Consider the following 20,076-nt stretch of genomic DNA (forward strand, 5'->3'; position numbering starts at 1 on the left):
CGTCCAGCCGCACCAGGATCGGCTCGGACAGGGACATAGTGACGGATTCGCCGCGGTCGCCACTCCCCGGGAGCGCCGTTTGGCGGCAATCCACCGATGTCCTTAGGTTCCGACCACTCCGATGGCCGAAACGGCCCATCTCACGACGGACACGGTCTGGACGGCCCCGCACGCCCTGGACGGATGACTCACTGCAGCTCGTCGACGCGTTCCGCCAGCTCGAGATCGTTCTCGGTGATCCCGCCGGAGCTGTGGGTGGTGAGCCGCAGGCGGACCTTGTTGTAGCTGTGGAGCGCGATGTCCGGGTGGTGGCCCTGGGACTCCGCGAGGCCCGCCACGGCGTTCACGAACTGGACGGCCCCGGCGAAGTCGTCGAGCGTCCACTCGCGCTGGAGCGCACCGTCCTCCCGGGTCCATGCGTGCGCCCCCAGCCACGTCTCGAGCCGTCCCTCACCGATCAGGTCTGCCATAAACAGGGATAGTGGACCACCTGCCGCCCGCACGCCACCAGACCCGCGGTCCGCGGCGCGTCGTCTCGCTCGTCCCGCACGCGACGGAGCTCCTGTTCGCGCTCGGACTGGGCGACCGCGTGGTCGGCGTCACCCACGAGTGCGACCACCCCGCCGCGGCGCGCGACCTGCCGCAGGTGACCTTCAGCCGACTCGGCGGCGAGCTCGACGCGCGCGGCATCGACGAGGCGGTCTCCGCCCTCGCCCGCGACGGCCGGTCGCCGAACGGCCTGCACGCGGAGCTGCTCCGGGAGCTCCGCCCGGACCTCGTGATCACGCAGGAGCTCTGCGCCGTCTGCGCCGTCTCCCACGAGGACGTCGTGGCGCTGACGGCCGACCTCCCCGGGCCCCCGGACGTCCTCGCCCTCGACCCGCACACCTTCGGGGAGACCCTGGACGACGTCCGAACCGTCGCCGGGCTGTGCGGCGTCCCCGACGCGGGACGGGCGCTGCTGCGGGAGATCGGGTCCCGCACGGACCGCATCCGGGTGGCCGTGCGGAGCGCCCCGCGCCCACGCGTCGTCGCGGTCGAGTGGCTGGACCCCGTCTACGTCGCCGGGCACTGGACGCCGCAGCTGATCGACCTGGCCGGCGGCGTCGACCTGCTGGGTCTGCCCGGGGAGCACAGCGCCCGGGCGCGCTGGGAGGATCTCGCGATGCTGCGTCCCGACGTCGTCGTCTGCATGCCCTGCGGCTACGACGCCGAGCGGTCCCTCGTCGAGGCCACGCCGCACGCCGCACGCCTGTGGGCGACGGGTGCCCGTCGGGTCGTCGCCGTCGACGCGAACGGGCTGCTCACGCGACCCGGTCCCCGGCTCGTCGCCGGGATCGAGACCCTCGCGCACGCGCTGCATCCCGCCCTGGTGCCGGACGCCCCCGGCGCCGTCCTCGACGTCCCGCGGAGCACCGTCCCGGTGGCCACCCGGTGAGCGCCCCCCGGCGGGTCCTCTACCTGCACAGCTCGGCCGGCCGCTACGGCGCGGACCGCCAGCTGGTCGCGATGGCCGGCGGGCTCGATCCCGACCGCTGGCGGGCCACGGCCGTCCTCGCCGAGGACGGGCCGCTCGTCGACGACCTCCGCGACGTCGGCGCGGAGGTCCTCGTCCGGCCGCTCGCGGTGCTGCGCCGCGAGCTGTTCTCCCCCGCCGGCCTCGTCCGCGTGGGGCGCGAATGGGGCTCCGACCTCGTCGGGCTCGGGCGGATCGCCCGGCGCCGCGGCGTCGCGGTGCTCCACAGCAACACGTCGGTGACCCTCGGCGGCGCCCCCGCCGCCGCCGCCCTGGGGATCCCGCACGTGTGGCACGTCCGGGAGATCTACACCGGGTTCGAGCGGTTCTGGCCCGCCTACGGCCGCATGCTGACCACGGCGTCCGTGCTCCCGTGCGTCAGCGAGGCCGTGCGCGCGCAGTTCGCGGGCCTCGGTCGCGCCGACCGCGCGCGGGTGCTCCACGACGGCCTCGCGCTCGCGCCGGACCCCGTCGACCGGGACGAGGCCCGGGCCGCCCTCGGGATCCCTGAGGACGCGTTCGTCACGGCGCTCCTGGGGCGGCTGTCGGCGTGGAAGGGCCAGGAGCTCCTCGTCGAGGCCCTCGGTCGCCCGGCGCTGCGGGACGACCGCCGGTCCCTCGTCCTGCTCGCGGGCGCCGCGTGGCGGGAGGACCCGACGCTCGGGGACGCCCTCCGGACGCGCGCCGCGGAGCTCGGCGTCGGGGACCGCCTGCTGCTCCCGGGGTTCGTCGACCGCGTCGGCCTCGTCTACGCCGCCGCCGACGTCGTCGCCGTCCCGTCGACGCACCCCGACCCGCTGCCGAACGCCGCGCTCGAGGCCGCCGCCGCGGGCTGCTGCGTCGTGGCCGCCGACCACGGGGGCCTGCGGGAGATCCTCGACGGCGGACGCACCGGGGTGCTCGTCCCGCCCGGGGACGCCGGGGCCCTCGCGTCGACCCTCGCCGGGCTCCGCGACGACCCCGGTCGCCGGGAGGCCCTCGGGGCGCTGGCCGCCGACGACGCCGCGCGGCGGTTCGGCGCGGCCCTGCTCGCGGAGCGCCTGCAGGCGCTCTACGACGAGCAGACGGCGGGCGGCCGGGCGGCCCCCGCGGTCAGCTGATCGCGCCGCACTCCCGGAAGCCGAGGGCCATCAGCGCGTCGAGCGAGCTCTGCTGCGCGAGGTCGAGGTCGGCGGCGGCGCCGTCGCTGGTCTCCCCCGTCCGCTGCACCTGGTCGGCGAGGCTGTCGGCCAGGGTGGCGACCGCCTGCCCCGAGCGCACCGCGTCGGCGCGGACGGGCTCGAGCATCGGCACGTCGCCGAGGTCGATGCGCCCGACCCGGGTGCTGATCTGCCGCCACGCGCCGGCGAGCGCCCGGAAGCCCTCGGCGACCTCGGCGTTCGTGACACCCCGGCCGACCCGGCGGTACCCGTTGTCGACCTTCTGGCGGTACACGGCGCAGACCGCGTTGCCCGCGCTCAGCGCGGACGGGGAGCTCGGACCGCCCAGGCACGGCGCGCCGAGCTCGCGCAGGGACGCGAACGCCTCGAGCAGCTGGAGGACCGACGGGAGCTGGGAGCTGTCCGGCGCGTTGCGGGCCAGCGTCTCGCCGTCACCCGTCTCCGTCGCCTGCAGCGCGCTGCGGAGGCCGTCGCGCAGCTCGACCAGTCCGCTGCGGGGCTCGCCGACCAGACCGTCGAGCGCCTTCGGCAGCTCGTCGTCCTGCAGCATGTCGAGCACCTCGGTCACGCCGCGCAGGCGCACCGTGACGGCCTGCCGGTAGCCCGCGGGGTCCGTGGTCAGCGGCGCGAGGCGGCTGGTCGTCAGCGCGCGGGAGCACCGGCGGGAGGTCTCCAGGCGCCACTCGCCGAGCCCGCCGACGCCCGGGTCCGCCCGCCAGGCCCCCGCCGTGCGGGTCGCGCGGGTGACCTCCGGGCCACCCGCGATGCGCACGGTCGCGACGTCGCCGTCGACCTCCGCCTCCAGCGGCTTCCCGACCGCGGCGGGCAACGGCTCGAGCGCGGCGCGCAGCAGGCGGTTGGGCACGTTCCGGCACTCGGTCCGCGGCTTCGGGAGGAAGCGGGCGAGGGCCGCGAGGTCCTGCTGCGTCTGCGCGCCCAGGGCCGCGCACAGGCGCCGCGACGACGGGGTCGGCCGGGACGTGACCGAGGCGGTCAGGCGCTCGGCGGCCGAGACCGCGGCGCGGCGCTCCTCGGGCGAGCCCTTGCCGCCGCCGAGCAGCAGCAGGGCCCCGGCGGCGACGAGCACCACGACGAGGACGGCGCCGCCGATCAGCGGCAGGCGGGCTGGGAGGCGACGGCGGGAACCGCCGGACGACAGGGGTCCGCGGCTCATCCGAACCTCACGGTCTGCTCGGACGAGCCGGCCACGACGATCGAGCCGATCACCGCGACGACGCAGAGCCCACCGCACAGCGCGGGCCCGAGCCACCGGGGACCGCGCCGCGAGCCCTCGTACAGGACGAAGGCCGCGAGGGCGCCGAAGACGAGCCCGCCGAGGTGCCCGCCCCAGCTGACCCCGGGCCGGAACGACAGCACGAGGTTGATCAGCAGCAGGAACCCGAGCTGGCTCTGGAACGGGTTCTCGCCCCGTCGGCGCATCTCCACGAGCAGGTAGCCCGCGAGGCCGAAGACCGCCCCGGAGGCGCCGACGGTGCCCTGCAGGGGGTTCGTCGTCTGGATCATCGCGCCGAGCGAGCCGCCCAGGAGCGCCACGAGATAGAGGAGGGCGAACCGCGGACCGCCGAGCTTGCCCTCGATCTCGCTGCCCAGGAACCAGAGCAGCAGCATGTTGAACGCGATGTGGATGAGCCCGGCGTGCAGGAAGCCGCTGGTGACCAGACGCCAGTAGTCGTGCTGCTCGATGCCGGCGCGGAACAGCACGCCGTTGCGGTCGATCCACGAGCCGTTCGTGCCCTCGAGGCCGAAGTTGCCGCCGGCGAGGAACGCGACGATGCAGATCCCGATGATCGCCTGCGTCACCCGCGGCAGGTGCCCGCCGCCGACGGAGGAGATCGTGTGGACCTTCGTGCGCTGCTTGGCGCACTCCGGGCATCGCATGCCGACCGGGGTCGACGTCATGCAGTCGGGGCAGATCGGACGGTCGCAGTTCGAGCACGACACGCCCGTCTCGCGCGCCGGGTGGCGGTAACAGGTGGCCATCGACGGCGGAGCGTATCGGTCGCGCCTCAGGCGACGATCAACGCCTGCCGAGGCGCTGGGCGCCCCGACGGACGACCCCGGCGACGTCCTCCGCCGCGCGGTCGATCGTCCGCCCCGCCTGGGCGCCCCGCGAGCGGCTGACCTGCTTCCACCGCAACGCGGCGAGGCCGGTGCCGGCGACCCCGCCGACGGCGACGGCGATCGCGGGCCGGACCCAGTTGCGCGGGTCCTTCATGGCGCGGAGCTCCCACGACTCGAGCTCGTCGGCCGCCATCTCGGAGAGGTTCCGCAGCGTCGACTCCACCCGGGTGCCGAGGCGCTCCGGCGGCTCGACGGGGGCCATGGCCTCCCGGAGCAGGCGCTCGATGTCGACCGCGGACTTGTCGACGGACCGGCTCACGACGGCAGCCCCGGCGTCGGCTGGTCGGCCACGAGGCCCTCCAGCTGCTTGATCGACCGGTGGATCAGCACCTTCGTCGCGCCGTCGGACCGTCCCATCGCGCGGGCGATCTCGCGGTTGTCCATCCCGAGGGCGAAGCGCATGATCAGGGCCTCACGGCGGTCGTCCGGCAGGTGCTGCACGGCGGCGAGGATGCGGCCCAGCTCGTCGCGCTCCTCCACGAGGTCCTCGGTCGTGTGGGTCGCCCGCAGGATCGTCGTCGACTCGTCGTCGTCGATCGAGGTCTGCGGGCGCCGTGACCGGTCCCGGAAGAGGTTGGCGGCGAGGTTGTGGGCGATGCGGATCAGCCAGGGCCGCAGGGGCCGCCCGTCCGATTCGCGGAGCGCACGCTCGAAGTGCCGGTACGCCTGCAGGAACGTCTGCTCGGTGAGGTCCTCCGCGTCGTGGTGGTTGCCGACCCGGTAGTAGGCGAAGGAGTAGACGTCGCGGAGGTGGTCCCGGTAGAGCTCGGAGAACCTGTCGTCGAGCTCGGCCTTTTCCACGCGGAGCACCTTACCGCCGGTAGGCGGTGGCGGCGGTCCGCGCCTCGCGTCGTCCTCAGGCGCCTGCCGAGCGGGCCTTCCGGTCAGGGTCGCCCGCGGGGAGCGCGGCGACGGGCTGCAGGCCCTCGGGCGCGAGCTCGGGACGGAGGTGCGCCGGGTCGACCCCGATGCCGGTCTCCGTCGTGTGCCCGCCGAGGCTGTTCCAGCCGAGCTCGACGCACGGCCAGATCCGCTCGGTGACGGCGTTGGCCAGCTCGCCCGTCGGCTGGTCGACCTGCGGGAAGGTCAGCGCGCGACCGGCGCGGACGATGACCTTGTGCGGTCGGATCCGCCAACCCGTGCGGACGTGGGTCGTGCCGTGAATCGAGATCGGCACCACGGGGACGCCGGTCTCCAGCGCCAGGCGCCCGACGCCGCGCTTCGGGCGGCCCAGACCGCCGGGGCGGACCCGGGTGCCCTCCGGGAAGATCACGACGCAGTCCCCGCGCTCGAGGATCTCGCGCGCCGTGCTCATCGCGTCGCCGTCGGCGTTGCCACGGTCGATCGGGAAGGCGCCGAGGCTGTTCAGGAACCAGCGCTGCAGCGGCTTGCGGAAGAGCTCCTTCTTCGCCACGAAGTACAGCGGACGACGACTCATCGCGCCGATGATGAACGGGTCGAGGAAGCTGCGGTGGTTCGCCGCGAAGATCACCGGGCCGGTGGCCGGCACGTGCTCGCGGCCGATCCGCGCCAGGCGGAAGTACACGTGGAAGAACGGCTGGAAGAACGCCCGGACCGTCCAGTACACGAGCGGGTTGACGCCCTTGCCCACCCGCGCGTGCAGGGCGAGCCGCTGATCCCGGTCGAGATCCGGCCGCTCGGCCTTGGCGGGCAGCGAGCGCACCGCGGGCAGCGGGGTCTCGTCGGGGCGGTGCTCGGGGGCGGGTGACTCGCGATCCATCTGTACTGCAAGACCCCGTGCGGGGCCCGCGGTTACATCCGGCGGCCCGCGACCTGCGCCAAGCCCACGGTCAGATTCGAACTGACGACCTTCGCTTTACAAGAGCGCTGCTCTGGCCAACTGAGCTACGCGGGCGGGCTGCCGCCATCGTAGCGACGCCCGTGACCCTCGACGTCGACGGTTCACTCCGCCCCGCCGGTGGGTGTCCGCCCCCGCTCACCTACCCTGGAGCCATGGCCGGCGACGCTCCCACGGACCCCGCGACCGACGAGCCACACCCCCTGCGGCGGCTCTGGGACCGCGCCACGCGCTTCCGTCCACGGATCGTCCTGGCGGTGGTCTCGACGGTCCTGAACAAGCTGTTCGACATCGCGCCGGAGCTCCTGATCGGCGTCGCGATCGACGTCGTCGTGCGCAAGGACGAGTCGTTCGTCGGCCAGCTCTTCGACGTGGCCGACCGCGAGGACCAGCTGCTGATCCTCGCCGGCCTGACCGTGATCGCCTGGGTGCTGGAGTCGGCGAGCGACTACCTGTCCGCCCGGCTCTGGCGCGGGCTCTCGCAGGACCTCCAGCACGACCTGCGCCTCGACGCCTACCGGCACGTGCAGGACCTCGACACCGCCTGGTTCGAGGACCGCGAGTCCGGCCGGCTGCTGACGGTGCTCAACGACGACGTCAACCAGCTCGAGCGGTTCCTGGACATCGGCGCCAGCAAGATCATCCTCACGGCGACGAACGTCGTCGCCGTCGGCGCGGTCTTCGTCGTCATCTCGCCGGTCCTGGCGCTCACGGCCTTCCTACCGATCCCGGTGATCATCGCGGGATCGCTCCTGTTCCAGCGGCGCCTCGGCCCGCGGTACGAGGCGGTCCGCGACCGGGCCGGGCGTCTCGGCGGCCTGATCGGCGGCAACCTCGGCGGCATCGCGACGATCAAGGCGTTCGGCGCCGAGGACCGCGAGGCCGCGCGCGTCGAGGAGGCGTCCGCCGCGTACGCCACAGCCAACCGGCGCGCGATCGCCTACAGCTCCGCGTTCGTCCCGCTGATCCGCATGGCGATCCTCGCGGGCTTCATCCTCACGCTCGTCCTCGGCGGACGGGCGGCGCTCGACGGCTCGCTCGAGATCGGCCTCTACTCCGTCCTCGTGTTCATGACGCAGCGCCTGCTCTGGCCGCTGACCGAGCTCGGCGAGACGCTCGACCTCTACCAGCGCGGCGTCGCCTCGATCCGGCGCATCCTCGATCTCCTGGACACGCCGATCACGATCCGTCCCGGCGCCACCGAGCTCCCGCGGGGAGCGACCCTCACCCCGTTGCCGGTCCGCTTCGCCGACGTGCGCTTCTCCTACGGCGGGCGTCCCGGCGCCGTCGTCGCCGACGAGGACCGCATCCCCGTCCTCCACGGACTCGACATCGACGTCCCCGCCGGCCAGACGCACGCGATCGTCGGTGCGACGGGCGCGGGCAAGTCGACCGTGGTCAAGCTCCTCCTCCGGCTCTACGACCCCGACTCCGGCGACCTCACGGTCGGGGGCGTCCCCGCCGAGGACCTCTCGTTCGCGTCCCTGCGCGGCGCGATCGGCTACGTCGGCCAGGACACGTTCCTGTTCGACGGGACCGTCGCGGACAACCTCCGGTACGGCGCCCCGGACGCCGACCGGGACGCGCTCCGCCGGGCCGCCGAGCTCGCCGAGGCCCACGACTTCGTCTCGGCCCTCCCCCACGGCTACGACACGCCGGTCGGCGAGCGCGGCATCAAGCTCTCCGGCGGCCAGCGCCAGCGGCTGACGATCGCCCGAGCGCTCGTCCGCGACCCCGCGATCCTCGTGCTCGACGAGGCCACCAGCGCGGTCGACAACGAGACGGAGGCCGCGATCCAGCGCTCGCTGCTGCGGGTCGCGCACGACCGGACCACGATCGTGATCGCCCACCGGCTGTCGACGATCCGGCACGCCGACCGGATCCACGTGATGGACCGCGGGGTCGTCGCGGAGGCCGGCACCCACGAGGAGCTCGTGGCCGCCGGCGGGCGCTACGCGGCGCTGTGGTCGGTCCAGACCGGCGAGGTCGCCGAGGGCCTGATCGGCCGCCCGGGCGCCTGACCCCCGGGGCGGCCGGGGTCGTCCAGGCGCCCGCGACCCGCGCCCGTCCGGCCGCCGCCGGCCGACGGGCGGAGGACGAGGCCGGTCGCCCGGCGTGGCCGGGCCCGGCGGCGGAGCGTCAGACGGGGAGCCAGGCGCCCTCGGCGTTGCGGCCGAGGACGATCTCGTGGGTGCGCTCGCCGTCGGCGACGGTGAAGGTGGCGCGGTCGTTCGCGACACCCGGCTGGTCGTCGACGGAGACGAGGCTGAGGCCGACCGCGGACGGGTCGCTGATGCCCAGCGAGCGCGCCGCGTCGAGCGCGGCCGCGCGCAGCACCGCCGGGTCCCACCCCTCGTCGGCGGCGTGCGCCGCGGCGAGGGCCGAGTTGGCGGAGCGGATGCGCTCGTCGGTCAGGGCGCGCTGGGAGTCGTCGCGGCGGCGGCCGGCCACCCACCCGGTGAGGGCGAGGAGGCCGACGGCCGCCACGACGACGAGGAGCACCACCCCCACCACCGACACGGCCAGTGGCACGTGGCCGGTCGGATCGAGGAGGGTGGTGGACAGCGCGGCCGACATGGCGCGCATGCTAGACGGCGGACGCGCCCGACGTGGCGCGTTGCCGCTCGGCCCGTGGGCGCGGGACGACGCTCAGGCGACGACCCGGAGCGGCACGCGCTCGCGCTCGCGCAGGAAGTCGCCGATCTTGCGCTTGACGCGCTGGAGGGCGTTGTCGACCCGCTTGGTGTCGGAGCCGAGGCGCTCGGCGATCTCCTCGTAGGAGCGGCCGCGCAGGTACAGGGCGAGGACGCGTGACTCGAGGTCCGACAGGAGCTCGGGGACGGAGGACACGAGGGCACGGAGCTCGTCGCGGTCCACCGCGAGCCGGGCTGGGTCGTGCTTCTGCGGGCCCGGGATGACGTCGTGCATCGTGCTCTCGCCCTCCGACGCCCCGGGGGGCGGCGAGGACAGGGACACGGCGTCGTTGAGGAGCTTCGCCTTGTGCCGGTTGTCGGCCTTGATCGCGGTGATCATCCGCCGCGTGATGCAGAGCTCCGCGAAGTTCCGGAAGCTCGACTCGCGGTCGGTCCGGAAGTCGCGGATCGCCTCGTACAGGCCCATGAGCCCGTACTGGATGAGGTCGTCGCGGTCGCCGCCGCTCAGGAAGAAGGAACTCGCCTTCATCCGGACGAATCCCTGGTACCGCTTGATCAAGCGGGTCGTTGCGACCTCGTCGCCACGCTTCGCACGGGCGATGAGGAACCCATCCTCAACCTGACGCTGAGAGTTAGGGTTGGTCTTGAGTTGTGCCACGAGATGCCTTTCCGACCGCCTCCACGCGGTCTTGAAGCCTCGTAACGCGCGCCTCCCTCGGCGCTATGAGCTGACTTGGTGCTGCTGTCCTCGTCGTGATCGGTTTCCCCGAGGGCCCGGTCTAGACCTGAGGTCGACGGTCACGACGCGGTGACTGTGACAGAACTTATGTCCCCCTGTCAACCCGATCTCGCTGTTGCAAGATCGCGTACAGGAGGGCGGCGCTCGCAGCCCCCACGTTGAGGCTGTCCAGGCGGCCCCGCAGGGGCAGTGCGACGAGCGCGTCGCAGGTCGAGGCTACTCGAGGCCTGAGGCCGGTGCCCTCGGCGCCCATCACGAGCACCATCCCGCCCGTGTAGTCGGGCTGCGTGTAGTCGACGGCGCCGGCCTCGCGCCCGGCCGCGCCGTAGACCCAGGCGCCTCCCTCTTTGGCCTCGGCGAGCGCGTCGGCCAGGTTCCGCGCCTGGACCACCTTGAGGTGCTCGGTGGCGCCCGCGGACGCCTTCACGGCGGCCGGGGTCACCTCGGCGGCGCGATGGCGGCAGATGATCATCCCCGTCGCCCCCACGCACTCGGCGGTGCGGGCGATCGCCCCGAGGTTCTGCGGGTCCTGGACCTCGTCGAGCGCCACGATCAGCGGCGACGGGACGGCCAGGAGCTCGGCGAGCTCGACGTACGGGTACGGATCGACGGCCGCCACGACGCCCTGGTGGTCCGGGGAGCCGGCCAGCGTCGTCAGCGCGTCGGCGTCCGCGAGGCGGACGTCCTCGCCCTCGAGCCACTCCTCCGCCGACGCGGTCGCCGAGGTGGCGTAGAGGGCCCGGACGGTGCGGCGGTCGGCGCGCAGGACCTCGTGGACCGCGTTGCGGCCGTAGAGGAGCTGGCCCTCGAGGGCCATGTCGCGTGGCAGCGGCGGCGCATCGGCCCCCGCGCGGTCCTCCCGGCGCGGACCGCGATCGTCGCGGCGCGGACCGCGGTCGTCGCGGCCGGACGAGGCGCCACCCTTCGGCGGGCGACCGCCAGGCTTCCCGCCCGGTCCGCGTCGGCGGCCGGGGCCCGCCGCGTCGTCACGACCTGCGGCGGACGGCGGCGGGATCTTCCCGGCCTTCCGCGCCTTCCAGTAGTCCGGCCCGCGCTGGTCGCCCCAGTACCCCTCGCCGCGAGGATCCGGTGCACCCGGCGCCGGCGGCTTGTTGCCCTTCCGGCCACCCTCGGCGCGGCGCGCGTCACGCGCGGCCTTGCCGCCCTTGAGGTTCGCCGCGCGGCGGGCGTCGCGCGACTCGGCGCCCGACCCCTTGCCGCCCGGCCGGTCGCCGCGGGATCCCCCGCCGCCCTTCGGCTTCGGTGCCATGGTGGTCAGCCTTCCGTTCGTACGAGTTCGGCGCCCGAGGCGCCGTCGCGGACGGTCCAGCCGTCCGCCGCGAGCGCGTCGCGGATCTCGTCCGCACGCGCCCAGTCCTTCGCCGCCCGCGCCGCGCCGCGCTCGCGCAGGAGCGCCAGCGCCCGGTCGTCGGGCCCGTCCTCGGTGGCCGGGTCGAGCAGGCCGTCGAGCGCCAGCACCGCGAGCATCTCGCGCAGCCGGTCGTCCCCGACGGTCTCCCCCGCGGCGGTCCGCCGGTTGGCCTCGCGCACCCAGGACCACAGGTGGCCGAGCGCGCGGGCGGTGTTGAAGTCGTCGGCGAGCGCCGCGAAGAACGCGTCGGACTCGCCCTGCAGGTCGTCGGGGGACGGTCCCGGCTCCAGCACGCGCCCGATCTCCCGAAGTCGCCGCACGCCGGCCCGGGCCTGCGCGATCGAGTCGTCGGCCCAGTTCAGCGGCTGCCGGTAGTGCGAGGACGCGAACAGCAGCACGAGTGCGTCGCGCCCGATCTCGTCCAGTGCCTCGTGGAGCGGGGTGATGTTGCCGACGGACTTCGACATCTTCGCGCCGCGCAGCTCGATCATGCCGGTGTGCATCCACAGGGCGGCGAGCTCGGCGTCGCGGGCGCAGCGGGTCTGCGCGGCCTCGTTCTCGTGGTGCGGGAAGACCAGGTCGTTGCCCCCGCCGTGGATCTCGAACCCGACGCCGAGGGCCTCCTCGGCCATCGCGGAGCACTCGATGTGCCAGCCGGGCCGGCCGCGCCCCCACGGCGTGTCCCACGCCGTGTCCTCGCCCGGCTTCGTGGCCTTCCAGAGCGCGAAGTCCAACGGGTCCTGCTTCAGGCGCAGGCCGACCGGATCGTCTCCCTCGCCCTGGTCCATCCGGTCGACGTCGCGGCGCGACAGCGAGCCGTACCGGGTGTCGGCGCGGACCCGGAAGTAGACGTCGCCCTCGGCCACGTAGGCGGCATCGCGAGCGATCAGGTCCTCGATCAGCGCGACGATCGCCGGCATCGACGTCGTTGCCAGCGGCTCGAGGTCCGGGCGCCCGAGCTGCAGCCGGTCGGTGTCGGCGCGGTAGTGCGCCCCCATCTCCTCGGCGAGCGCGGTCGACGCGACGCCCTGGCGGGTCGCGGCCGCGTAGATCTTGTCGTTGACGTCGGTGAGGTTCGCGACGAGCGTGACCGCGTAGCCCTCGTGGACGAGGAACCGCTTGAAGAGGGCGAAGACCACGAACGGCCGCGCGTTGCCGACGTGGATCCGGTTGTAGACCGTCGGCCCGCAGGCGTAGATGCCGACCGCGCCGGGCACGCGCGGACGGAGTTCCTGGAGCTCCCCGCTCGCGGTGTCGTGGATCCTGATCGTGCGCACGACCACCCAGGGTATCCGGCGCCGTGCGCGCCCACCCCCGCGGTCGCCGGGCACCCGTCCCGGAACGACGACGACCGCCCGGAGGGCGGCCGTCGAGGACCTGCGTCGCGGTGCCCGGCGACCGCCGGACCGCGACGGCGGAGGATCAGTCGCCGGAGACGCTCTCGGACGTCTTGATGGCGACCTCGTCGTGGGCCCCGATCTCGCCCGACGGGGTCTTGCCCGCCTGGTACGGGTACGGCGACTGCTTCGTGTCGCCCTCCTCGAGGTACTCGTCCTCGGCGTTGACCTCCCAGAGGTCGTGGTCCTCGCCGTAGAGGTTGTCGACGGCACGCATCGACGTGAGCATCGAGTGGTCGGAGTTGTTGTAGCGGTGCAGCCCGTTGCGGCCGACCTGCTGCAGGTTCTCGATCGAGGAGACCCAGCGCTTGATCGTCTGGACGTTCTCGGCGTACCCGTCGACGTAGTCGGGGTAGGCCTTCGGGACGCGGACGACGTAGCCCTTGACGACCTGGCCGGGCTTCGAGAGCCCGATCTCCTGGAGCTCCTTCGTGGCGAGCTTCACGAGGTCCTCGTCGGACGACGTCCAGAGGTCGTCGCCCTCGAAGCAGAAGTACTCCATGCCGACGCAGGCCTTGGTCTCGTCCGGGACCATCCAGGGGCTCCACGAGCGGAAGTTCTGGACGCGGCCGACGATGACGCCGGGCTCGTGGATGTAGATCCAGTTGTCCGGGAACGGGTCCTCGCCGTCCAGGATCAGGGAGACCGTCAGGAAGTCGCGGTAGCGGAGCGCCTCGGCGGCGGCGACGACCTCGGCCGGCGCGCCCTCCGTCATGCGCAGCAGGTTGCGCAGCGGCAGCGAGGAGACGACGTTGCCGAAGTCGGTGATGGTCTCGCCGTTCACCGTGATCTCGGTGATGCGGTTCCCCTCGAGCTTCATGCGCTCGATCGGGCTCTCCATCTCGATGGACCCACCGCGCGACTCGATCGCGTTGGTCATCTTCTCCCACATCTGGCCGGGGCCGTAGCGGGGGTAGTCGAACTCGGTGATCAGCGTCTTGATCTCGCCGTTCTTCGACGGGAAGAACGCGTCCTTGGCCGCCGTCATGAACGACAGGCCCTTGATGCGCTGGGCGGCCCAGTCGGCCGTCATCTCGCTGGCCGGCCGGCCCCAGACCTTCTCCGTGTACGTCTTGAAGAAGTGCTCGTAGAGGCGCTTGCCGAAGCGGGCGGACACCCACTCCTCGAGCGAGGCCTCGGGCTTGCGGCGGAACGGCTTCTTGACGAGCGCCCAGAGGTACGAGAAGCCCGAGCGCGTCAGCTCGACGGGGCCGAGCTTCTTGATGACGTCCATCCCGTTGAGGGGGTAGTCGAGGAACTTGCCGTTCCAGAAGATGCGGGACATCCGCGGGCGGCGCAGGAACTCGTCGCCCATGATCTCGTACCAGAGGTCCTCGACCTCGCGCACCTTCGTGAAGAAGCGGTGCCCGCCGAGGTCGAAGCGGTAGCCGTCGCGCACGACGGTCATCGCGATGCCGCCGACCTGGTCCGCGGCCTCGTAGACGACGACGTCCGCATCGCGCTTGGCGAGGAGGTAGCCGGCCGTCAGGCCGGCCGGGCCACCGCCGATCACCATGGTGCGCCCCTCGGGCGCGGTGGGGGTGTTCGAAGGCGATGTGGTGCCGTCGTGCATCGGGACTCCTACGGTCGGGGTGCGTTCAGCAAGGTCTAGGACCTCTACCCGCAACCCGAGGAAAGGTCACGGCCGAACGGTGAAGAGTACGCCAAAATCGCCCGCACCCGGTCCGATGACGGGTCGACGACCCACCATCCGGAGTCGCGGGTCGGCCAGGAGCAGCGATCTCCACGCTCGTGTGCGATCGGCCACGAGGCGCGTCCACGGGCCCGTCCAGTTGCCGCGGGAGACCACCGGGAGCACCAGGAGGATCGACGATCCCGGCTTCTGCGCGCGGATCAGACGGTCGGCGACGACCCACGGCTCCGCGGCCTTCAGGCGGTCGAGCCCGTGCCGCCAGTCGAAGATCCGGACGTCCTTCTGCGGCCCGATCGACGTGGCGTAGTTGACGCCGGACGGGACCCCGTTGTGCCGCAGGCCGTAGGCGATCACCGGCAGCTGCTCCGGGTGCACGCTGATCACGAGGTCGCCGGACCGCAGCTCCGGTGCGGTCGCCTTGACCATGGCCTCCGGCGTCGCCTTGTTGTTCAGGCGCGTGCCCTGGGTGCTCGTGCCCCAGACGACGAGGAGGATCAGCAGCACCGCGAGCGGTGCCCGTCCCGAGCGCGTCAGGAGCAGCCCGCCGAGGATCACGGCAGGGCCGATCAGGACCCCCATGTAGCGGCTGGCCCACGCCGGGCTGATGAGCGACGCCACCCAGGCGAAGAGCAGGGTCGAGACGAACATCACGCCGAGCACGACCGCGTGCTGCAGGAGCGTCCCGGCCTCGGCGGGCTCGGCGACGGCGGGGCCCGTCGTCCGGCGGCTGCGGGCGGCGATCAGGACGCTCGCGCCGAAGATCCCCGTGCAGAGGAAGATCGCGGCGGGGACGCTCGGCTGGGCGATCGACGCGGCCCCCTCGACCGCCATCTGGAACGTCGGCTTCAGCGACCACGGCGCGCCGGTCTCGCTCGCCTGCTTGGCGAGGATCGGGACCCACGGGGCCCACGCGATCGCCGCGGCGAGGTGGACGAGGAAGCCGATCTTCACGACGCGGACGCGCGCGGCACGGTCGGACTGCATCAGGGCGCGCGTGCCGACCGCCAGGACGCTGCCGCCGACGAGGAAGACGCCCCACGTGTGGGTGTAGAGGAGGACGATCAGGACGCCGGCGGTCGCGATCTGGACCTTCCGGGCGCCCTCGTCGAAGAGCCGCAGGTGGAGCCCGGCCACCAGCACGGAGAGGAACGCCACCAGCGAGTACATCCGGGTCTCCTGCCCGAAGTACGTGAGGTACGGCAGGGTGGCGGCCACCGCGGTCGCGCCGAGCGCCACGCGGATGCCCAGCGGCCGGCGCGTCAGCAGGTACGTGGCCGGGATCGTCAGCAGCGAGAACAACGTCGACAGCGTGTGCGCCGCCGCGACGGAGTCGCCGAACAGCGACAGCCAGACGTTGAGCAGCAGGTAGTAGACCGGCGGGTTCCCGTCGAGGCGCAGCGCCGACGGGATCTCGGTGAACGGGAAATGCGCGACGCCGACGCTGATTCCCTCGTCGATCCAGAACGGCGCGTCGAGGTTGCGGGTCCGCAGGTACGCGGACCACAGGAACAGCAGGAGGACGGTGACCGGCGCTCCCCGGCCGACGAACCACGCGACCGTGCGCGAGGCCTTCCGGCCGGCCACGCCGAGGTGGTCCGACGAGGGCGGGGTCCCGGTGGCGTCGGGCGTCGTGGAGCTCATCGCGAAGGTCCTCCCGGCGCGGGGCATCCCGCGGCCTCGATCTGCCAGTACTTCGTGGTCGCCAGGGTCGGCATCGCGGGGACGCGTCGCCCGTCCGGCGTCGGGTCGGTGCCCTTCCGGATGCGGACGCGGAACAGCACCCGCTGCCCGGGTCCGAGCGCGTTGCGGACGTCGACGGCGTGCTCGTCGAGCGCCCAGGCGACCTGCGGGACCATGATGTTCAGCGTGCCGGCCCCCCCGCACGCCTTGAGGCGGTCGGCGCCGCCGGCGTCGTCGATCGCGGTCGGGAGGTTCTCGACGAGCCGCCCCTCGTACACGAGGTTCCGCAGGAGCCCGGGCATCTGGGACACCGCGGTGACGGCGATGACGACGAGCGCCGCCCCCGCCAGCCCCAGGCGCGGCCCCGCGGGGAGGTCGCGGAGGACGAGTCCGGCGGCGGCCGCGGCGGCCACCATCAGGAGGCCCGCGGGCTGGATCAGGTAGCGCTCGTTCCCCGAGTACCCGCGCTCGGTCATGATCACGACGAGGACGAGCCAGGCCAGCCCGAGCAGCGCGATGCCGCCGACGGCCTGCCACGCCGTCGGGGTCCCGCCGCGCCACCACGCGGGCTCGCCCGGCACGGCGGTGTCCGGGGTCCAGCGCCGCGGGCCGGAGGGTGCGGAGGGCCGGGCGGGCGGACCGGTGGCCTCGGCGGGCGACATCGGGTCGGTCGACGGCGTGCCGGCCGTCGGTGTCGCAGCGCCCGACGGCGCATCGCCCCCCGCCGCAGAGGACCCGGACGCCGACGCACCGGCCGACGGGCCCGCCGTGCGGCTCCGCCCGGCGACCACCACGAGCAGGATCCCGACGACCGCGGCGGCGGCCCAGGTCACCGTCGGGACCATGTCGGCGAAGTTGCGGACGATGGTCCACCACGGGTGGGCGGTCAGCGACGCGGAGCCGGGGTCGGGGTTCTGGGCGCGGGACGAGGCGCGCCAGAAGTCGCCGGAGCCCCACTTCTCGGGCAGGAGCCACGCCGGCGGCAGGATGACCAGGCCGCCCAGGACCGCGAGCCGCCCGCGAAGGTCGGAGCGCCACGCGACCCAGCCCGCGTAGACCAGCAGGAACGGCCAGGCCTCCGGGCGCAGCAGCGCGGCGGCGACCCAGCAGGCCATCGCGACGCCCCGCCGGCGGTCGAGCTCGGCGAGGACCGCCGAGAAGACGAACAGCACGAGGATGCCCTCGCTGTTCGCGAACCAGCCGTGCTTGAAGAACCAGGGGGCGAACAGGAGCGGCGCGGCGGCGACGACCCCGGCGGCGGTGCCGGCGATCCGGCGGGCGAGCACGAACGCCGCCACGACGCCGGCGAGGGTGCCGGCGCGGGCGACCACGATCCAGAGGTCCGGGGCGGCGGAGCCGAACAGCGACGCCACGGAGGTGACGACCACGGGCAGCGGCTTCCAGGACGGCCCGGAGACGGTGTTCAGGTCGCCGTGGACCACCTCGCGGCCCCACACGATCCAGGACCACGGATCGTAGGTCGCCGTCGAGGGCGCCAGGAGGGAGAGCGCGGCCAGGGCGAACAGCGCCCCGGCGACGATGGCCACGGGCGTGCGTACGGAGGCGCCCATGCCGGCGACATCGTATCCGCGGGCGGGTCCCGCGGTGCCGCCCCGCCCGCCGGGCCCCGGGTGGGTGCTGCGCCGACCGGGGACGTCGCGGGACGGCTCGGCCGGCCGCGTGCCCGCGCTCACTGTCCCCGGACGATCGTGGCGACGGCCTGGGCGACGGCCCCTTCCCCGCGTCCGACCGCGTCGAGCCGCTCGGCCGTCGTCGCCTTCACGTTGACGCGGTCCGGCGCGATCCGGGCGGCGTCGGCGAGGCCCGCCGCCATGGCCTCCTTGTGCGGCTTCAGCTTGGGCCGCTCGAGGATCACGGTCGCGTCGATCGACGTCGTCGTCCACCCGGCGTCGGCCACGAGGCCCGCGACGTGGCGCAGGAGCGCGATCGAGTCGGCGCCGCGCCAGCGCTCGTCGGTGTCGGGGAAGTGCTCGCCGATGTCGCCCATCCCGGCGGCCCCGAGCAGGGCGTCGATGACCGCGTGGGTGAGGACGTCGGCGTCGCTGTGCCCGTCGAGGCCGAGCTCGCTCTCGATCCGGACGCCGCCGAGGATCAGCGGGCGTCCCGCGACCAGCCGGTGGCTGTCCCAGCCGAGCCCCGTCCGCACGTCGAACGCGGTCATCAGCCCGGCCGGCCGGTCTCGGGGTCGATCGCCGGCGGCGGGGTGTTCCCGTGGCGGTGCGCGGTCTCGCGGTCGGCGTCCTCGATCGGGATCGCGCGCGGCGTCCGGCGCTCGAACGTCGTCAGCTCGGTGATCCCGACGGCGTCGAGGGCCTCCAGGGCCTCGGCGTAGCCGTACCCGAGGTGCTCGGTGGTGTGGGCGTCGCTGGACAGCGCGACCGCGTTGCCGGCGTCGGCCACCATCTCGAGGAACGCGGTCGCCGGGTAGAGCTCGCCCGCGGGCTTGCGCAGCCCCGCGGTGGAGATCTCGACCACGATCCCGGACTCGGCGATCGCCTCGATCGCCGGCTCGTAGAAGTAGCGCGGGTCGATCTCGGGCGCCGGCCGGTTCCGGCCCCAGACCTTCACGAGGTCCGGGTGCGCCAGGATGTCGTAGAGGCCGCTGCGCGCGCACTCGGCGAGCGTCTCGAAGTACTTCCGCCAGACGTCGTCGGCGCTGCGGGCCCCGTCCCAGACGTCCCAGTTCGTCCCGGTCTCGGAGTACTCGGCGTCGACGCCGCGGTCCGCCAGGAAGTGGACCGAGCCGATCACGTAGTCCCAGTCGCGGGCCCCGAGGAGCTCGGCCATCCGGTCCTCGCGGCCGGGGATGAAGTCGGCCTCGATCCCGAGCTTGAGGTCGGTCTCCTCGCGCACGAACGCGCAGTAGGCGTCGAGGTCGTCCCGCGCGGAGAACTTCCAGAACGGGTGCTGCCACACGTCGAGGGCCTGCTCGAAGCGATGGATGTGCTCCGAGGCGCCGAGCTCCGTGATCCCGCGGGCCGTCGCGGCGGCGCGGTAGGCCTCGCCGTTCTTCCCCGTGAAGTACTGGTCGGGCTCCGACGGATGGGCGTCGGGACGCAGGTGCACGTGGAGATCGCTCAGCACGGGGCGGGATTCTGCCCGACTTCGCGCAGGAGCAGCCCGGCGAGGTGCAGGTCCTCGGGCACGGTGACCTTCAGGTTGGTCCGCGGGGCCGGGACCAGACGGACGTCGCCGCCCGCGGCCTCGACGAGCGAGGCGTCGTCGGTCGCGGCGGCGAGCTCCACGTCCGGGCGGTCCATGGCGGCGGCGAGGATGCCACGGCGGAAGACCTGCGGCGTCTGGATCGACCACAGCAGCGAGCGGTCGATCGTGCGGTCCACGCGCGGCAGCCCCACGGGGTCCCCCGGCTCGGGCGGGGCGCCGTGCGGCGCGCGCGCGGACTTGACGGTGTCGGTCACCGCGGCGGCGGCGATGGCGGCGTCGGCGCCCGCCGCGACGCCCAGCAGGCAGGCACGGACGAGGTCCACGGTGACCATCGGGCGGGCCCCGTCGTGCACGAGCACGGGCTCCTGGGGCGGCCCGTCGCCGGCGGCGCGGAGACCCGCGCGCACCGAGTGCGACCGCTCGGCGCCGCCCGGGACCGCGACGACGCGTCGCCCGTCCGGCCCGTCCCACGCGCCGGGCGCGAGGCCCCACGCGGTCGGGTCGTCCGGGAGCTCCTCCCCCGCGGGCAGCACGACGACGATGCGCCGCAGCAGCGCGACGGCGCACAGGACCTCGAGGGACCAGGCCACGAGCGGGCGCCCCGCGAGCGGGACGAGGGCCTTGGGGAGGACGTGACCGAGGCGCGTGCCGGCGCCGCCGGCGACGACGACGGCTACGGCCACGGGGACGGCCGTGCGGTGGACACGACGGGAGGCATCACGCCGGACCACGACCCGCCGGCAGCCCGGAGCGTCGA

General features: G+C 73.9%; 19 protein-coding genes and 1 tRNA gene. 3 read left to right on the forward strand and 17 right to left on the reverse strand.

The window, feature by feature from the left end; genetic code table 11:
* Nucleotides 1–188 precede the first annotated feature (188 nt).
* Nucleotides 189–470, reverse strand: coding sequence for a 4a-hydroxytetrahydrobiopterin dehydratase (locus tag PATMI_RS0124700; protein WP_026912842.1), 282 nt, complete (start codon nt 468–470; stop codon nt 189–191).
* An 11-nt stretch (nt 471–481) separates the two neighbouring features.
* Here PATMI_RS0124700 and PATMI_RS0124705 point away from each other — a divergent pair, with 11 nt between their 5' ends.
* Together PATMI_RS0124705 and PATMI_RS0124710 are read left to right on the forward strand one after the other, a co-directional pair.
* Entirely contained in the window at nt 482–1,438 is a 957-nt protein-coding gene (locus PATMI_RS0124705) for an ABC transporter substrate-binding protein (RefSeq protein WP_245604280.1), read from the forward strand.
* Complete coding sequence (locus PATMI_RS0124710; protein ID WP_026912844.1) at nt 1,435–2,616, forward strand: glycosyltransferase; 1,182 nt, start codon at nt 1,435–1,437, stop codon at nt 2,614–2,616. The genes PATMI_RS0124705 and PATMI_RS0124710 overlap by 4 nt, the downstream gene beginning before the upstream one ends.
* Here PATMI_RS0124710 and PATMI_RS0124715 read toward each other — a convergent pair.
* The 6 genes from PATMI_RS0124715 to PATMI_RS0124740 all read right to left on the reverse strand — a co-directional run bounded on the left by PATMI_RS0124715 (nt 2,609) and on the right by PATMI_RS0124740 (nt 6,694).
* Nucleotides 2,609–3,850, reverse strand: a complete 1,242-nt coding sequence (locus PATMI_RS0124715; RefSeq protein WP_026912845.1) for a hypothetical protein — start codon at nt 3,848–3,850, stop codon at nt 2,609–2,611. The two genes, PATMI_RS0124710 and PATMI_RS0124715, sit on opposite strands and share 8 nt — an antisense overlap.
* Nucleotides 3,847–4,677 carry a rhomboid family intramembrane serine protease gene (locus PATMI_RS33125; protein WP_084270229.1) on the reverse strand — a complete coding sequence of 277 codons (831 nt, stop codon included), beginning with the start codon at nt 4,675–4,677 and terminating at the stop codon, nt 3,847–3,849. The genes PATMI_RS0124715 and PATMI_RS33125 overlap by 4 nt, the downstream gene beginning before the upstream one ends.
* A 37-nt stretch (nt 4,678–4,714) precedes the next feature.
* Nucleotides 4,715–5,077, reverse strand: coding sequence for a hypothetical protein (locus tag PATMI_RS0124725; protein ID WP_026912846.1), 363 nt, complete (start codon nt 5,075–5,077; stop codon nt 4,715–4,717).
* Nucleotides 5,074–5,628, reverse strand: a complete 555-nt coding sequence (locus tag PATMI_RS0124730) for an RNA polymerase sigma factor (protein ID WP_245604282.1) — start codon at nt 5,626–5,628, stop codon at nt 5,074–5,076. Before PATMI_RS0124730 ends, PATMI_RS0124725 begins: the two co-directional genes overlap by 4 nt.
* Before the next feature lie 46 nt (nt 5,629–5,674).
* Nucleotides 5,675–6,559, reverse strand: coding sequence for a lysophospholipid acyltransferase family protein (locus PATMI_RS35460; RefSeq protein WP_051472254.1), 885 nt, complete (start codon nt 6,557–6,559; stop codon nt 5,675–5,677).
* Between the two features lie 61 nt (nt 6,560–6,620).
* Nucleotides 6,621–6,694: transfer RNA gene (locus tag PATMI_RS0124740), tRNA-Thr, on the reverse strand.
* A 98-nt stretch (nt 6,695–6,792) separates the two neighbouring features.
* Between PATMI_RS0124740 and PATMI_RS0124745 the strand changes: the two genes are divergently transcribed.
* Nucleotides 6,793–8,658: an ABC transporter ATP-binding protein gene (locus PATMI_RS0124745; protein ID WP_026912848.1), complete on the forward strand. Its 1,866-nt coding sequence runs from the start codon at nt 6,793–6,795 to the stop codon at nt 8,656–8,658.
* Between the two features lie 118 nt (nt 8,659–8,776).
* Here the strand turns inward: PATMI_RS0124745 and PATMI_RS0124750 are convergent, their stop codons facing one another.
* The 10 genes from PATMI_RS0124750 to PATMI_RS0124795 all read right to left on the reverse strand — a co-directional run bounded on the left by PATMI_RS0124750 (nt 8,777) and on the right by PATMI_RS0124795 (nt 20,002).
* Nucleotides 8,777–9,214, reverse strand: coding sequence for a hypothetical protein (locus PATMI_RS0124750; RefSeq protein ID WP_026912849.1), 438 nt, complete (start codon nt 9,212–9,214; stop codon nt 8,777–8,779).
* A gap of 72 nt (nt 9,215–9,286) precedes the next feature.
* Nucleotides 9,287–9,949, reverse strand: coding sequence for an RNA polymerase sporulation sigma factor SigH (sigH, locus tag PATMI_RS0124755; protein WP_026912850.1), 663 nt, complete (start codon nt 9,947–9,949; stop codon nt 9,287–9,289).
* A gap of 166 nt (nt 9,950–10,115) precedes the next feature.
* Nucleotides 10,116–11,300: a 23S rRNA (guanosine(2251)-2'-O)-methyltransferase RlmB gene (gene rlmB, locus PATMI_RS38455; RefSeq protein WP_245604284.1), complete on the reverse strand. Its 1,185-nt coding sequence runs from the start codon at nt 11,298–11,300 to the stop codon at nt 10,116–10,118.
* A 5-nt stretch (nt 11,301–11,305) separates the two neighbouring features.
* Complete coding sequence (gene cysS / locus PATMI_RS0124765; RefSeq protein ID WP_026912851.1) at nt 11,306–12,679, reverse strand: cysteine--tRNA ligase; 1,374 nt, start codon at nt 12,677–12,679, stop codon at nt 11,306–11,308.
* A 145-nt stretch (nt 12,680–12,824) separates the two neighbouring features.
* The gene (locus PATMI_RS0124770; protein WP_026912852.1) at nt 12,825–14,372 is read right to left on the reverse strand and encodes an NAD(P)/FAD-dependent oxidoreductase; all 1,548 of its coding nucleotides are present in this window, start codon (nt 14,370–14,372) and stop codon (nt 12,825–12,827) included.
* Nucleotides 14,373–14,438: 66 nt separating this feature from the next.
* Nucleotides 14,439–16,094, reverse strand: coding sequence for a glycosyltransferase family 39 protein (locus PATMI_RS0124775; protein WP_169738414.1), 1,656 nt, complete (start codon nt 16,092–16,094; stop codon nt 14,439–14,441).
* Nucleotides 16,091–17,704, reverse strand: a complete 1,614-nt coding sequence (locus PATMI_RS0124780; RefSeq protein WP_026912854.1) for a hypothetical protein — start codon at nt 17,702–17,704, stop codon at nt 16,091–16,093. The genes PATMI_RS0124775 and PATMI_RS0124780 overlap by 4 nt, the downstream gene beginning before the upstream one ends.
* Nucleotides 17,705–17,823: 119 nt before the next feature.
* A complete protein-coding gene (ispF, locus tag PATMI_RS0124785) occupies nt 17,824–18,315 on the reverse strand; it encodes a 2-C-methyl-D-erythritol 2,4-cyclodiphosphate synthase (RefSeq protein WP_026912855.1) in 492 nt (163 codons plus the stop codon).
* Nucleotides 18,315–19,238 carry a histidinol-phosphatase gene (locus PATMI_RS0124790; protein ID WP_026912856.1) on the reverse strand — a complete coding sequence of 308 codons (924 nt, stop codon included), beginning with the start codon at nt 19,236–19,238 and terminating at the stop codon, nt 18,315–18,317. Before PATMI_RS0124790 ends, ispF begins: the two co-directional genes overlap by 1 nt.
* A complete protein-coding gene (locus tag PATMI_RS0124795; RefSeq protein WP_026912857.1) occupies nt 19,232–20,002 on the reverse strand; it encodes an IspD/TarI family cytidylyltransferase in 771 nt (256 codons plus the stop codon). Before PATMI_RS0124795 ends, PATMI_RS0124790 begins: the two co-directional genes overlap by 7 nt.
* Nucleotides 20,003–20,076 lie beyond the last annotated feature (74 nt).

This window comes from Patulibacter minatonensis DSM 18081 (genome assembly GCF_000519325.1).
Taxonomy (GTDB): Bacteria; Actinomycetota; Thermoleophilia; order Solirubrobacterales; family Solirubrobacteraceae; genus Patulibacter; species Patulibacter minatonensis.